11 protein-coding genes and 1 tRNA gene are annotated in these 13843 nt (G+C 64.2%); 5 read left to right on the forward strand and 7 right to left on the reverse strand.

Annotation, left to right across the window (positions count from 1 at the left end):
- Entirely contained in the window at window positions 1-1734 is a 1734-nt protein-coding gene (locus tag ACRB8A_RS03790; RefSeq protein ID WP_050686552.1) for a glycoside hydrolase family 13 protein, read from the reverse strand.
- 184 nt (window positions 1735-1918) lie between these two features.
- On the opposite strand from ACRB8A_RS03790, the gene ACRB8A_RS03795 reads away from it, so the two are divergent.
- A complete protein-coding gene (locus ACRB8A_RS03795; RefSeq protein WP_432245623.1) occupies window positions 1919-3289 on the forward strand; it encodes an FAD-binding oxidoreductase in 1371 nt (456 codons plus the stop codon).
- 119 nt (window positions 3290-3408) lie between these two features.
- Here the strand turns inward: ACRB8A_RS03795 and ACRB8A_RS03800 are convergent, their stop codons facing one another.
- The 4 genes from ACRB8A_RS03800 to ACRB8A_RS03815 form a co-directional block, all read right to left on the reverse strand.
- Window positions 3409-4818 carry a DUF4032 domain-containing protein gene (locus ACRB8A_RS03800; RefSeq protein WP_050686554.1) on the reverse strand — a complete coding sequence of 470 codons (1410 nt, stop codon included), beginning with the start codon at window positions 4816-4818 and terminating at the stop codon, window positions 3409-3411.
- Between the two features lie 101 nt (window positions 4819-4919).
- Window positions 4920-6002 (reverse strand): ABC transporter ATP-binding protein, encoded by a 1083-nt coding sequence (locus ACRB8A_RS03805; RefSeq protein ID WP_050686555.1) that lies wholly within the window; start codon window positions 6000-6002, stop codon window positions 4920-4922.
- Window positions 6003-6223: 221 nt separating this feature from the next.
- Entirely contained in the window at window positions 6224-7060 is an 837-nt protein-coding gene (gene otsB, locus ACRB8A_RS03810) for a trehalose-phosphatase (protein ID WP_056596012.1), read from the reverse strand.
- The gene (locus ACRB8A_RS03815) at window positions 7050-8552 is read right to left on the reverse strand and encodes an alpha,alpha-trehalose-phosphate synthase (UDP-forming) (RefSeq protein ID WP_432245624.1); all 1503 of its coding nucleotides are present in this window, start codon (window positions 8550-8552) and stop codon (window positions 7050-7052) included. The genes otsB and ACRB8A_RS03815 overlap by 11 nt, the downstream gene beginning before the upstream one ends.
- Window positions 8553-8731: 179 nt before the next feature.
- On the opposite strand from ACRB8A_RS03815, the gene ACRB8A_RS03820 reads away from it, so the two are divergent.
- The 4 genes from ACRB8A_RS03820 to ACRB8A_RS03835 all read left to right on the forward strand — a co-directional run bounded on the left by ACRB8A_RS03820 (window position 8732) and on the right by ACRB8A_RS03835 (window position 11395).
- Complete coding sequence (locus ACRB8A_RS03820; protein WP_050686558.1) at window positions 8732-9607, forward strand: DsbA family protein; 876 nt, start codon at window positions 8732-8734, stop codon at window positions 9605-9607.
- Window positions 9608-9755: 148 nt separating this feature from the next.
- A tRNA-Thr gene (locus tag ACRB8A_RS03825) sits at window positions 9756-9832 on the forward strand.
- A gap of 558 nt (window positions 9833-10390) precedes the next feature.
- Window positions 10391-10747, forward strand: coding sequence for a hypothetical protein (locus ACRB8A_RS03830; protein WP_432245625.1), 357 nt, complete (start codon window positions 10391-10393; stop codon window positions 10745-10747).
- Entirely contained in the window at window positions 10748-11395 is a 648-nt protein-coding gene (locus ACRB8A_RS03835; protein ID WP_432245626.1) for a hypothetical protein, read from the forward strand. It begins immediately after the preceding gene.
- Here ACRB8A_RS03835 and ACRB8A_RS03840 read toward each other — a convergent pair.
- Together ACRB8A_RS03840 and ACRB8A_RS03845 are read right to left on the reverse strand one after the other, a co-directional pair.
- A complete protein-coding gene (locus ACRB8A_RS03840; RefSeq protein ID WP_432245627.1) occupies window positions 11387-12541 on the reverse strand; it encodes a hypothetical protein in 1155 nt (384 codons plus the stop codon). The two genes, ACRB8A_RS03835 and ACRB8A_RS03840, sit on opposite strands and share 9 nt — an antisense overlap.
- Window positions 12538-13572 carry an XRE family transcriptional regulator gene (locus tag ACRB8A_RS03845; RefSeq protein ID WP_432245628.1) on the reverse strand — a complete coding sequence of 345 codons (1035 nt, stop codon included), beginning with the start codon at window positions 13570-13572 and terminating at the stop codon, window positions 12538-12540. Before ACRB8A_RS03845 ends, ACRB8A_RS03840 begins: the two co-directional genes overlap by 4 nt.
- Window positions 13573-13843 lie beyond the last annotated feature (271 nt).

Genomic DNA, 13843 nt, shown 5'->3' on the forward strand with positions numbered 1-13843 from the left:
CTAGTCCGTTGCGCCGCCCTGCCCCAGCGCAATCCAGGCCGTTTCGCCGGAAGCGAGCCAGCCGTCGGTTCCGTCGGCGGCGCTGCGGACCAGGACCTGGCCTGCAGGCAGCTCCAGCGGTTCGTGGTTAAGGTTCATCAGCACCAGCGTAGTCCCGTTGACGTAGCCCAGCGCGGATCCGCTGCACCAGTCTTCTGCCCAGAGCAGCGAGCCGCGGCCCAGGTCCAGGTTGCGGCGGAGTGCCAGGGTTTCCTTGTAGAGGGAAAGGTGCGACGCCGGTGATCCGGTCTGCAGGTCACGCGCCAGGGCGGCAAACGAGTCGGGGAAGGGGAGCCACGGGTCAGCCCCTGGTCCAAAGCCGAGGTGGGGTTCTGCCGCACGCCATGGCAGTGGGATCCGGCAGCCGTCCCGGCCCAGGCGTTCGCCGCCGGTCCGGGCAAAAGTGGGATCCTGGCGGAGCTGCTCGGGAATGTCGATACCGTCAGGCAGTCCCAGTTCTTCACCCTGATAGAGGTACGCGGCGCCCGGCAGGCCCAGCATAAACACGGACGCAGCCGCAGCACGGCGCCTGCCCAGGGCAACGTCCGGCTGCGGGTCTGCGGGGCCGATGCCGTCCCCGCCGCGCGGTCCCTGCCCGTTGTAGCCGAACCGGCTCGCGTGGCGGACCACGTCATGGTTGGACAGGACCCAGGTGCTGGGCGCGCCAACAGCGTCCAGCGCCACCAGCGAATCGGTGATGACACCGCGGAGGCGGTGGATGTCCAGGCCTGCATGCAGGTAGGGGAAGTTGAATGCCTGCTGCATTTCATCCGGCCGCACCCAGTCGGCCAACCTGGGCAGCGGGTCCACGTTGGCTTCGGCACAAAGGATGCGGTCGTGGCCGTATTCGTTGAGGATTGCCCGCCAGCGGCGGTAGATGTCATGCAGGGCGGGCTGCCCGAACATGGGCGCTGCAGAACCCGGGAAGCCTTCGCTGCTGCTGCCGTCCGCGCGGCCGCCCCAGGCGGGCAAACCTGCCGCCTTGACCAGCGCGTGGGCCACGTCCACCCTGAACCCGGACACGCCGCGGTCCAGCCAGAAGCGGAGGACCCGCTCGAACTCGGCATGGACGGCGGGGTTGTCCCAGTTGAAATCCGGCTGGGAGGAATCGAAGAGGTGCAGGTACCACTGTTCCGGGCGGCCGTCGGTGCCAATGATGCGGGTCCAGGCCGGGCCGCCGAAGTGCGACTCCCAGTTGTTGGGCGGCTCGTTGCCGTCAGGGCCGCTGCCGTCACGGAAAATGAACATGTCCCGTTCGGGGCTGCCTGCGGACGCCTGCACGGCTGCCTGGAAGGCGACGTGCTGGTCCGAGCAGTGGTTGGGCACAAGGTCCACAATCACGCGGAGCCCCAGCCGGTGGGATTCGGCCATCATCACGTCGAAGTCGGTGAGGGTGCCGAAGATGGGGTCCACGTCGCAGTAGTCGCTGACGTCGTACCCGGCGTCGCGCTGGGGCGAGCGGTAGAACGGGGACAGCCAGACGGCGTCCACCCCCAGGTCCGCGAGCTGCGGCAGCTCCTCGGTGATGCCTGCGAGGTCGCCTACGCCGTCACCATTGAGGTCGCGGAATGACCGTGGGTACACCTGGTAGATCACGGCGGAGCGCCACCATCCGGGGATGGTATCGGCAGAGTGGATCAGCGTGAGCGGGCCCGCCGCCAGGGTGGTGTCCGGTGTCACAGTTTCGACAGTCATGAGAGTTACCTTAGAGCAGAATCCGGATTAAATGAAAGCGCTTCCAGTCTGGTTTGCAGGGCCTATTGATAGTTGAAGCCATCCGCGCAGGTCAGGAGCTGGAAGCGCTTGCATCCGAGCCTGCGTCCACCACCGGCGCTCAACCTAGACTGGGTGGAGACGTGCGACGGCGGATGGAGGCTTTGTGGAAAGCGTGGTTGAGGAATTGGTGGCTGCCGTCGGGGCAGCTCAGGTGGACACCGCCGAAGGGACCCTGCGGCGGTACGCGGTGGACCAGGCGCCCATCATCGACTTCCACCTTCCCGTGGCCGTGGTGTTCCCGGCGTCGGTACCTGAGGTCCAGGCGGTGGTGCGTGCCTGCGCCGCCGCGAATGTGGCGCTGGTGCCCCGCGGAGCGGGGACGGGTGTGTCCGGCGGTGCCCATGCCACGCGCGGCTGCGTGGTCCTCTCCCTGGAACGGCTGGACCGGATCCTGGACCTGAGCCCCGACGATGAAACGGCAACAGTGGAACCGGGGGTCATCAACGCCGTGCTTAATGAGGCCGCGGCCACCCACGGGCTGATGTACGCGCCGGACCCTGCAAGCTACCGCAGTTCCACCATCGGCGGGAACGTGGCTACCAACGCCGGCGGTCTCCGCTGTGCCAAGTACGGCGTCACCCGGGACTCGGTGCTGGCCCTGGACGTTGTCCTGGCCGACGGCTCGCTGATCCACACCGGCCACCAGACGTTCAAGGGCGTGGCGGGCTATGACCTGACCGGGCTTTTTGTTGGCTCCGAGGGAACGCTCGGGATTGTGGTGGGCATCACCGTCCGGCTGAAGTACCTGCCGCAGGAGGTGCACACCGTGGCCGCCTTCTACCCCGACTTCAAGCGCGCCGCAGCGGGTGTCCTCGCCGTGGGCCGGGCCCGGGTCCAGCCGGCCATCATGGAACTGCTCGACGGCGGGACGCTGGCGCAGCTGGACGAAATCCACGGCTCGGACCTCAGCGCACGCGGCAGCTCCCTCCTCCTCGTCCAGACGGACGGCTTCGGCGCTGCAGCTGAAGCAGCCAGGATCCGGCAGGTTCTGCAGGACAGCGGCGCGGTGGTGACCACTGAGGAGAGCGCCGAAGCGCAGCGTCTGGTGGAACTGCGACGGCACAGCCGGGGCGCCGAGGTGGACGACCAGTACCGGGTGGGCGAGGATGTCGCCGTCCCGCGCTCACGGCTGGTGGACTATGTGGCGGCCCTGGAAGCCATGGCCGGGGAGCACAGGGTGCACCTGAAGGTTGTTGCGCACGCCGGCGACGGCAACCTGCACCCCACGTTCTGGGTGGACCGGGAGGAGACGGGTGTTGATGCCGGAGCCCTGGCCCGCCTGGAACGGGTGCTGGACGACTCGGTGACGGCCGCGCTGGCCATGGGCGGCACCATCACGGGTGAGCATGGCGTGGGCCAGTACAAGCTGCGCTGGCTGGGCCAGGAGCAGGCTGAACCCGTGCGGGAGCTCCAGCACAGGATCAAGGCGCTGTTCGACCCCGCCGGGATACTGAACCCCGGCAAGGCAATCTAGCCTTCCGTCATCCCAACTGGGTCGCAGTTGTTGTCGTTTTGAGGGCCCAAAACGACAACAACTGCGACCTAGTTGGGGGCTGACCCCCGGCCCTGCGGGAGGGCTCAGTGCGGGAGGGCTCAGTCGTCGGCGTCGGGGTATTCGCTGTCCGCTCCGTAGCGGGACTCCTCGGTCTCCACTTCGAGGATCTTGAGCATCCCGGTGTCCGGGTTGAGCATGATCGCTGCCTCGTCGCGGCGGTGCCGCAGGATGGAGTCGATGTAGGACTGCACGGCTTCGGCCAGCGGGATGTGGCGTTCCTGCTTCTCCGACATGTACCAGCGGTGTTCCAGGACCTCGTGCACGGCTTCCGCCGGTTCCAGTTTACCGGACAGGTCCCGGGGTATGGAGCGGACAATGGGTTCGAAGATCTGGCTGACCCAGAGGTGGGCGCTGTATTCCTCGTCCATGTCCGGGTTGTTGTCGGCCCGGAACGAGTCCATGTCGTTCAGCAGCCGTCGTGCCTGGTTTTCCTGGGCATCCAGCCCGGTGAGGCGCAGCAGCCGCCGCATGTGGTGGCCGGCGTCCACCACCTTGGGCTGCAGCTGGATGGTGGTCCCGTTCTGGGTGGTCTTGATGGCATATTCTTCAACGTCGAATCCCAGTTCGTTGAGCCGCCGGATCCGGGCACCCACCCGCCACCGCTCGCCAAGTTCAAAGGATTCCTTTTCCGTCAGCTCAGTCCAGAGCCGCCGGTAGCTGTCCATGATGAGTTCGCTGGTGGCCACGGGGTCCACTTTTTCCTCGATCAGGCCGCCGTCGAGCAGGTCCATCAGTTCACCGGCGATGTTCACCCGGGCGATTTCGAGGTCGTATTCACGCTGGCCGGTGGACAGGTCCGGGTAGAGCTCGCCGGTTTCGGCGTCGACCAGGTAGGCCGCGAAAGCGCCGGCGTCGCGGCGGAACAGCGTGTTGGACAGGGACACGTCGCCCCAGTAGAAGCCGATCAGGTGCAGCCGGACCATCAGGAGCGCCTGGGCGTCGATCAGCCGCGTCAGGGTGTCCTTGCGCAGCATCTGCGAGAACAATGCGCGGTACGGCATGGAGAACTTCAGGTGCCGGGTCACCAGCACCGGGTTGAGGGGGCGGCCGTCCATGGTGGTCCGGCCGGTGATGACGGCGACGGGTTCCACGCAGGGGACATCCAGCCGCGCCAGTTTGCGGAGCATGTGGTATTCGTGCCGGGCCACGTGCTCGGACGTTTCCTTGATGGCAATCACGGAACCGCCCAGATGGGCGAAGCGCACAATGTGCCGGGAGATGCCGCGGGGCAGTGCCGCGAGGTTTTCCGCCGGCCAGTCCTCCAGGGCGATGTGCCACGGAAGGTCCAGCAACTCGGGGTCCGCGGCCGCGGCCGTGATGTTCAGGGAACTGGAGACCGAGGCCGCTTTATCGTCGTCCGCGCTGGCCGCCACAAACCGCGGCAGTTTTCCGATCTGCGCATAGTCGGTGGGTTCATCGTGCCACTGGGCGCTGTTTTCCTCGGTCATGGCTCAATTCTTCCGTACTTTGCGGTGTTGGGCTAAACATCGGGTTAAACGGCCGACGGCGGCCCCTCCAGTGAAGGGGCCGCCGCCGGTTACAGAACGAATCAGTCGCCGAGGCGCAGACCGGTCTTGGTGTCGAACAGGTGCACGTGGCCCGACTGCGGACGGACGTAGAGGGTCTCGCCCTTCAGCGGAGGACGGCGACCGTCGACGCGTGCCACGATGTCGTGGTCCTTGCCGTCGAGCGTGGTGTGGCCGTAGACGTAGGCGTCGGCGCCGAGTTCTTCAACGACGTCGACCTCGACCTTGAGGCCCTCACCCTGCGGTGCGGTCTCGAGGTCTTCCGGACGGGAACCAACGGTGACCGTGCTGCCGTGGGCTTCTTCGAGGATGTTGCGCGGCACGGGGTAAACCGTTCCACCGAACTGGACGCCACCGTCGACGACGGGCAGTTCGAGCAGGTTCATGGCGGGGGAGCCGATGAAGCCGGCGACAAACACGTTCTTCGGGCGGTCGTACAGGTTGCGCGGGGTGTCGACCTGCATCAGCAGGCCGTCCTTCAGCACAGCCACGCGGTCACCCATGGTCATTGCCTCGACCTGGTCGTGGGTCACGTAGACCGTGGTGACGCCCAGGCGGCGGGTCAGGGACGCGATCTGCGTACGGGTCTGGACACGGAGCTTGGCGTCCAGGTTGGAGAGCGGCTCATCCATGAGGAAGACCTGCGGGTTACGCACAATGGCGCGGCCCATGGCAACACGCTGGCGCTGGCCACCGGAAAGTGCCTTCGGCTTGCGGTCCAGGTACGGCTCAAGGTCAAGAAGCTTTGCTGCTTCACGGACACGCTCGGCGCGCTCTTCCTTGGAAACGCCGGCGATCTTCAGGGCGAAGCCCATGTTGTCGGCAACCGTCATGTGCGGGTACAGCGCGTAGTTCTGGAAAACCATCGCGATGTCGCGGTCCTTCGGCGGAACGTCGGTGACGTCGCGGTCGCCAATGAGGATACGGCCTGCGTTGACATCCTCAAGGCCTGCGAGCATGCGCAGGGAGGTGGACTTACCGCAACCGGAGGGTCCAACGAGGACGAGGAACTCGCCATCGGCGATGTCGATGTTGAGCTTATCGACGGCGGGCTTTTCTGTGCCCGGGTACAGACGCGTAGCGTTATCAAAAGTAACTGTAGCCACAGTTATCAATCCCTTCACCGGCAGGTACGTGCCGGACGATCCGTTGTGAATGGTTCATGTTTGTTCAGTTTTGTTTTGCACCACTGCCATCCGGCTAGCGCCAGGAGGCAGTGGGTAATGCCGCACGGTGTTTGTGCGCCACATCACAAGCAAGAGTATGCCAGACGCTGCCCGTTTTGTTGTCTTTGTTACGAACGTCACACGTGAAGTTCGGCACGGCGTCAGCTGCCGGTGTGTCCGGGATCCTCTTCGGCAACGGCCAGGCTGCGTTCCTGCAGGAGTGTTTCGAGGAGTTCCGCCACATGGATGGGGGCCTCCACACGGAACTGTGCCCCGGTGAAGTCGAAACCCACCTTGATGCCAACGTCCCCGGGTTCGAGCCGGGCCAGCGCATCCTCGTCGGTGGTGTCATCCCCGGCAAACAGCACCGCAGTGGCTCCGGTGATCTGGCGCAGGAAGGTTACCCCCTCACCCTTGGAGGCGTTGACGACTGACGTTTCCAGGACGCGTTTCCCATCCTTGAGGAACACCCCCTTGCGGTCCTGCAGCAGGGACCGGGCAGCGGCCACAGCATCCTCGGCGACGTCATCGGCCGCGAGCCGGGTGTGGAGCACCACGCCCGCCGGTTTGTCCTCGAGCATGGTGCCCGGTGCCACGGCGACGATTTCGGCGAGCGCGCTGCGGACCTCGGCCAGCAGTTCCGCCTGCGCCGCGTCCAGCGTGAGGCCGGCGGAACCGGGGCCCAGCCAGGCCTCGGCGCCGTGGCTGCCGATCAGCAGGGAGTCCACAGGTGGCGAGGCGACCACCCTCAGGCTGGCGAGTGCGCGCCCGGAGATGAGTGCCGTCGTCGTGCGCGGCAGGACGGCGAGTCCTGCGAACGCCGCAGCCGACCGTGGCAGCGGCCGGGCGTCGTCCGCGTGGCCCACTATCGGCGCCATAGTGCCGTCGAAGTCCAGGGCCACCAGCAGGTGTTCCGTGCGGGCAATTTCGCGGAGGGCTGCACGGAGTTCAGGGGACAGGGCCAGGGGGCCCTGGCCGGGGCGGGCCTCAGGTGTCATCGCGGATGACCTTCTCGTTCAGGGCCTGCAGGAAATCCGCTGACCAGTGGTCGACGTCGTGCTCCAAAATCTGCTTGCGCATGGACTTCATCCGGCGGGAGGCTTCCCGGGCCGGCATGTCCACGGCGGTCATGATGGCGCTCTTGAGGCCGTCAATATCGTGCGGGTTCATCAGCAGCGCCTGCTTGAGCTGGTCCGCCGCCCCGGCGAACTCGCTGAGGACCAGCGCGCCGTCGTTATTGTTCCGGGCCGTGACGTATTCCTTGGCCACCAGGTTCATCCCGTCCCGCAGCGCGGTGACCAGCATAACGTCCGCGGCCAGGTACAGGGCCACCATTTCCTCCACCGGGTAGCTGTGGTGCAGGTAGCGGACGGCGGTGTTTTCCAGGGTGTCGTAGGTGCCGTTGATGTGGCCCACGGTACCCTCCACCTCTTCGCGGAGCAGGCGGTACTGCTCCACGCGCTCCCGGCTCGGCGAGGCAACCTGGATCAGGGTGGCGTCGGCGACGGACAGCTTGCCGTCCGCCAGGAGCTCCTCGAAGGCCTTGAGCCGGTGCCGGATCCCCTTGGTGTAGTCCAGCCGGTCAACACCCAGCAGGATGGTTTTGGGGTTGCCCAGGTCCTGCCGGATCTGGCGCGCCCGTTCAATGATGTCCGGCCGGCCGGCCAGTTCGCTGATCTGCTGGACGTCGATGGAAATGGGGAACGCCTGGGCGCGGGCGATGTGCGTGATTTCGCCGTCGCCGTCCTTGACGTGGACCTGCTGCTGCTTGACGCTGGCGCCAAGGAAGCGGCGGGCCGAGCGCATGAAGTTTCCGGCGTCGCTGGCGCGCTGGAAGCCCACCAGGTCCGCGCCGAGCAGCCCGTCGATGATGGCCTGCCGCCAAGGGAGCTGGGCGAAGATCTCCGGGGGCGGGAAGGGGATGTGGTTAAAGAATCCGATCCGCAGATCCGGGCGGACCTTCCGCAGCATCCGTGGCACCAGCTGCAGCTGGTAGTCCTGGACCCAGACGGTGGCGTTTGTGTCGGCATGGCGGACGACGGCGTCGGCGAACCTTTGGTTGATCTTGCGGTAGGCGTCCCACCAGGTCCGGTGGAATTCCGGGGGTGCGATGACGTCGTGGTAAAGCGGCCAGAGGGTCGCGTTGGAGAAGCCCTCATAGTAGAGCTCCACCTCGTCGTCGCTGAGCTGGACGGGGACAAGGTCCATGCCGCCGTGGCTGAACGGTTCCAGCGTTTCGTCGGGGGCACCGTGCCAGCCCACCCAGGCGCCGTCCGTTTTACCCATCATGGGTGCCAGGGCCGTCACCAGCCCACCGGGGGAGCGACGCCACCCCGAGCCGTCGTCGCCGTTGTCGCCCGGAGCGCAACGGTCCACCGGCAGCCTGTTGGACACCACCATAAAGTCGTATTTCGTGGCGTCGCCGTGCGCGGAACCGGTGGTTCCTGGCCGGGATTTGGCGGTGGATTTGTCCTGGACGGGTGATTGCATTGCGGCCCCCTGGGGTTGCTTGTGCTCTCAGGCAACCCTAACGGGACGGGGTCATCCGTGCTATTCATCCGTTGGGCAACCCGGCGGAATGGTTGAAAGCGCAAGCTCCCAGCTTTCTCCCCTAAAATGGTGGAGTTGCCACTGAGTGGTCCCCCCACGTCGATCGACCCAAGGAACACATGAGCCCCGCAAATGAAGTACGGAAGTCCAAGGCTGAGCGCACCGCGGAGGCGCGCGAGAAGGCTCGGATGATCCGCGAAGCCCAGCTGAAGAAGGAACGGCGGAACAAGCTGCTGATCGGCTGGGGCATCGTCGCGGCCGTGGTGGCCATCCTGGTCATCGTGGGGCTGGTGGTCACCACCTCGCTCAAGCAGAACACGCCGATCGCGGACCAGGGACCGGTCCCCACCAGCGCCAACACCAACGGCGGCGTGACCCTGCTGGCGAACACCGAGGTCAAGGCCGCCGACGGCGGCTCCGTGGACATGGCCAACCTGCCGGCCAAGCCCGAGACCCTGCCCAGCCCGCTGGTCGCCCCCGGCGCCGAAGCCGAGACCGGCCAGCCCGTCAAGGTTGTTGCGTACGTCGACTTCATCTGCCCCGTCTGCAAGCGGTTCGAGGACACCTACAACGAGGCCCTCACCGGGCTCCGCAACGAAGGCAAAATCTCCCTCGAATACCGCCCGCTGGGCTTCCTGGACCGCCAGTCCAGCACCAACTACTCCTCACGTGCCGCCAACGCCGCCGCTTGCGTCGCGGACAAGGCTCCGGACAAGTACGGCGAATACGTGGACACCCTTTTCACTAACCAGCCCGCTGAAGGTGGCGCCGGCCTTTCCGATGACAAGCTGAAGTCCCTGGCCAGCGACATCGGCGCGGACATCGGCAGCTGCGTGGACGACAAAACGTTCCGCCCGTACGTCAAGTACGCCACCGGCCTGGCCGCCAACACCGGCATCAGCGGCACGCCCACCATCTTTGTGGACGGCAAGCAGTGGGACGGTACCACCGACCTGAATGCCGACATCCAGGCTGCGATCGACGCCAAGGCCTGATCCGCCCGAAGTACCCAAGGCCCGCTCCCGGTTTTCTCCGGGGGCGGGTTTTTGCGCAGGGCCTGCCGGACGCAAGCGTTTTTACCACCGGTGGGACTTTGGGCTACCCTTATCCAGTGCCGTTCAGGCGCTGCCCCATTGGGGGTGTGCCTCCTTAGCTCAGTTGGCCAGAGCACCGCTCTTGTAAAGCGGGGGTCGTCGGTTCGAATCCGACAGGAGGCTCCAACGGAGCTGCGAGATTTCATTCTTAGTGATCTTTTCTGCATCGTTTCTGGTCGCGTTTCATCCGACCTAGGACCTTTTCACAAAAACTATCCCGCGCCGTGCCATTGCGGATGCCCTGCAGTATCTCCGCAGCAGCATGGCGTGAGCGTTGCACTCCGATGCCGACAGCAACATGGGCGCATACACTGACCAGGCTGCACAAAGAGATGCTAGCGGGGCCTCAGACATTTCTTCTGTCTTCCTAAGCCCTTTGGGCCATACGTCCTCTGTACTCTCCGAGAGGCGCTTCGGACGGGGTAGGGGCGCTCCGACGCAGTTCCCAAGCCGCCCGGTTGCGTCGAGTGTCTTCAGGTTCCCGCGACCGCGGCGTAAGGGGCAGGAGCTAGGCACTTACTGGCGGGGCGCGCGGTCCGGATTTAGCAACCTATCGCCGTGCTTCGGTGAATGACCCGGGCTCCCTTCGTTCGTCAGCGCAAGGGCAAAGGCCTCCGCTTGGCGGCAGGGACTCGTTTGGGTCGTTCCCTTTCATTTTCCAGAATATGAAATACGGTGAACTCCATGGAAGAATCGGAGGGCACGCGGGAGGTCTGGTCAAAGACGCTTTTTGGCAACAGGTTCATGCTGCATCTGGCGGGTTCGATCATGGCGATGGAGGGAGTCTTTACGGGCTCACAGTTGGCGCGCCAGTCCCGGATACCTGGGAGCACGATACACCGCCTGCTTGTGGACCTTCTGTTAGTGGGATTGATCGAAAAGCAGCCGCAGGACCAGGGGAGTCGTGCGCTGTATTTACGGCAGATTGAGCATCCGTTCTGGGATGCTGTGTCCATGCTGTCTGATGCGGCTTTTGAGGTTGATCGTGGCCGGCCTGGCGAAGGTGATGCTGTGACGGGCCGAGGGAGAGTTGGCAGATGAATGGGAATACTGCAACAGGGTCTGGGGAATGACGTGACGGCGTTTCAAGAGGTCAGGGTGAAATGTGCCGGTGGCTGGGTTGATGCCTACGTGAGTCCGCATGAACGGGAGGTGCTGCGGCGGCGCTCGCTCGGTGTTCTGGCGATGCCGCAGGACCTCGAGTCGTTGGACATTCTTCTTCGCGTCCCGCTTGAAGGGGCAGTGTCCGAGGCGATATTCTCGCGGCGTGAACGGGACAAGTTACGCCGGTTAGGTCCAGGCCTGCTTCAGTGTGATGTCGACGGCACCGGAAGAAGGACAGTGCGCCGGTTGGTGGTGCCGCCGGCTTCGGTCTCCCAAATCGTTGTTCGAGGCCGGAATTGGAGGTCTGCCCTGGTGCGGGCAACACGGTTTGCTCCGTACTGCCGTCGCGCCATCATGCTGCCCGCTGTGCCTGTGGACGAAGAGATGCTGCTGCTGGAGGCGCGATTCTATGGTGTTGGCGTCGCAGTTTCCATCGGGGCAGGGGAAGCCCCCGTTTGGCGTCTGGAGCCGGCACCTTTCGTTCCTGATCGCTACACGGGCGCCTCTTGGCAGTTTTCCGAACTGGTCTTTGAAGCATGGCAGTCCGCCCAGGAACGCGCGGCGACCGCTGGAAGTTTAGCCTAGGCTCAGCCACTGTTTGATTGGGCCGGGCAACTCGATCTTGACGGAGGTGCGGGCGGAAAGGAGTTCGTGTTCGGCTTCAGCCTGAGTGAGGAGGCGGCGCCACCAGGCTGGACGGCTTTCGGAAGTCAACGCGTTCATGTCATGGGCGAGGGTCATGACAATCTCAAGGTTGTGCAGGTGCGCGGCGAGGCGGTCTTCAGCGGCACCTGTGAATGAGTCCCAGGTCCTGCCCAGACAGAATTTGCAGGTACAGGCCGGTGCGGCGGTGGATGCGAACCAGCTCTTGGTCATCCAACTGGTCCGCGCATACCTCAGCAAACCCGGCAGAAGGACGGAGGGGGACTTATCAGTCTTGTCGGAGGAGCGTGACCCGCGGTCGGGCTCGATGCCTCGTCGCATGCTCGGCAGCTCACCGATGGCTGCTGCTATGGCGCCGTGGGTCATGGCTTCGAAGCCCGCCATGTCTGTTCTCCAAGCGATCGCGGCGGGCACTGAGGCAAAGAACTTCCGGTAGCCCGCAGGAACGCCTTTCTCATTCATCGGATCCTTGTAGCTGTCACACACAACAAGGCCTACCGGATGGAGGCTCCGTTTCGCGATGGCGATTAGCTGGTCGACGTTTTCCGCTTTCAGCCAGCGTGGATGAACCGGCAGCAGCAGAACGGTGTCATTCCTGCCCGAATCGTTTGCCTGTTTTACTGCCTCCTTGATCGGGTCTGCGTCCCCGGCAGGAATAAAACCTGTAGGTGTGACCGTGATTTGCGCTCCCGCCAGGGACTGGCTATTGAGCACTTCAATTAATGTCTGATCAAACAGCCCGTCGGTTTGGAGCTCGAACGGGCTGTCGGCCGTTGCCGTGTACTTCGTGACCGATGTCGGTTCGATGGCAGCAAGCAGGTCAGGATTCTGCCGTTGGAGCGGCTTGAGTGATTCATACGCCGATGATCCGGTCAGGATCATGCCGCTGAGCTGGGTATCCAGGAGGGGCGCCAACTGGGGCGCATCGGAGCTTGCAAGCACTAGGGTCCTGCCCGCGAGCAATTCGGCAGCTTTCGTGCGCTCTGCCTGTGTGCGCGTGACTTTCGTAGGGGTTGCGGTAGCCCCCGGCATGGACGGAAGGGTGCTCAGCTGATCGGATGGGCTCATTGGAGCGGTCCTCCATAGGTGGTGTGGAATTCTTCGGTGGTCATGTAGGCCTCGGAGGCCAGGGCGTCGATCGTCTCCCCGGCTGCGAGCCTGTGTGCGATGGTCTGCTGGATGAGGGTCGGTTCTTCAGGGGCGATCGAGACGGGCTCGTTCTTTCGGTAGCCGGCTGCTGACATTTCAATGGATAGGGTTTTGTACTTTGATTCCGTTATTTGGCCCAGATCCCTTGCCCGCCGCAAGAGCGCTGCCATCGAAACCCTCCAAGCAGGCTTGAGACGGGCCAAGGATGGAACAGTAACCTCGCCGAGCTCATCACGGATTCCTTTGGCTGGCATGAGGAACTCGGAGGCGAACCGGTCAGCTTCGGCTTCCTGGGTTTCCGATGGAACTTGGTGCATGACTGCATGGCCAAGCTCGTGAGCTAGGGTGAAGCGCTGCCTGTCGGCTGGTGCATGACTCGCCAGAATGACCAGCGGATGTGCATCTGCCGGCCAGCTGAAGATGGCGTCGATGAGGGTTGAGTCAAAATCCCTTACCAAGACGGGAACTCCTGCGTCCTCGAGCGTTGAGACGACGCTTTCTACCGGGCCGGACCCGGGAGCAAGTTGCTGGCGAAGGGACTTGGCCAGGTCCTCCGGGGTCGTGTAGCCGTCCTCCGGCAAGGGTGTTCGGACTATCCGCAGTGGGGGCCGACGGTGCCCCATGATGGCGCTGACTTGGATGTGGGCCATGTCAAGCGCGGCGCGAACCTGATTGGCCTTGGAGACGGGCATAGTTGCCCGTTTGCGGTGGAACACGATGCTGGACGAGAGTGCGGTGACAGGCACGGTGAGGGCTGCCAAGGGCACTTGCAACACTTCGGCGAGGGACCTCGCCCGGTCGACATCAAGCTCCACCAGGCCGCTTTCCGCCTTTGACAGCAGCCCCTGAGATATTCCTGCCTTCTTGGCCAGAGCACTCTGGGTCAGACCTCTGGCCACGCGCACCCTTCCCAAGAGGGGTTCCGTTTCGTGCCTGGCGGCTTGTTCCATGATTTGATCCTAAAAAATTACGACGTAGAAGTCAACGAAAATATGCAGAAATATTTTAGCTGATTAGAATCTAGCTTTGTACTGATCCGCCAACAACAATCCGTGGTCCCGTATGCATTCACGTCTCAGTGCCGCTAATCCCTCAGATACGGTGGCGCAGGAACAGCTTTAGTGCCCTGGCATGTCGTGTCGTCTGCTGCCTCTGCCGGGCCCGTAAGCCGGGAGGCCCGCCTTCATGGGGGAGACGCTCAACAGGAACGGTTTCCTTCTC

It is taken from the genome of Arthrobacter sp. G.S.26 (assembly GCF_050847375.1).
Taxonomy (GTDB): domain Bacteria; phylum Actinomycetota; class Actinomycetes; order Actinomycetales; family Micrococcaceae; genus Arthrobacter.